At 45.3% G+C, this 254-nt stretch carries 1 rRNA gene; it reads left to right on the top strand.

The window, feature by feature from the left end:
* Window positions 1-131 precede the first annotated feature (131 nt).
* Window positions 132-247, top strand: a 5S ribosomal RNA gene (gene rrf / locus AC1M36_RS28655).
* Window positions 248-254: the final 7 nt, after the last annotated feature.

Genomic DNA, 254 nt, shown 5'->3' with positions numbered 1-254 from the left:
ATGATCAGGTTGATAGGTTCGAGGTGGAAGCATGGTGACATGTGGAGCTGACGAATACTAATAGATCGAGGACTTAACCATATAATATGAAGCAAATGTTATCTAGTTTTGAAGGAATATACCTTCAATAGTTTGGTGATGATGGCAGAGAGGTCACACCCGTTCCCATACCGAACACGGAAGTTAAGCTCTCTAGCGCCGATGGTAGTTGGGACCTTGTCCCTGTGAGAGTAGGACGTCGCCAAGCAAAAACC

The organism is Bacillus sp. Medicinal_06 (assembly GCF_056711665.1).
The sequence above is the reverse complement of the archived record's forward strand: the minus strand, read 5'-3'. Positions and strand labels throughout refer to the sequence as shown.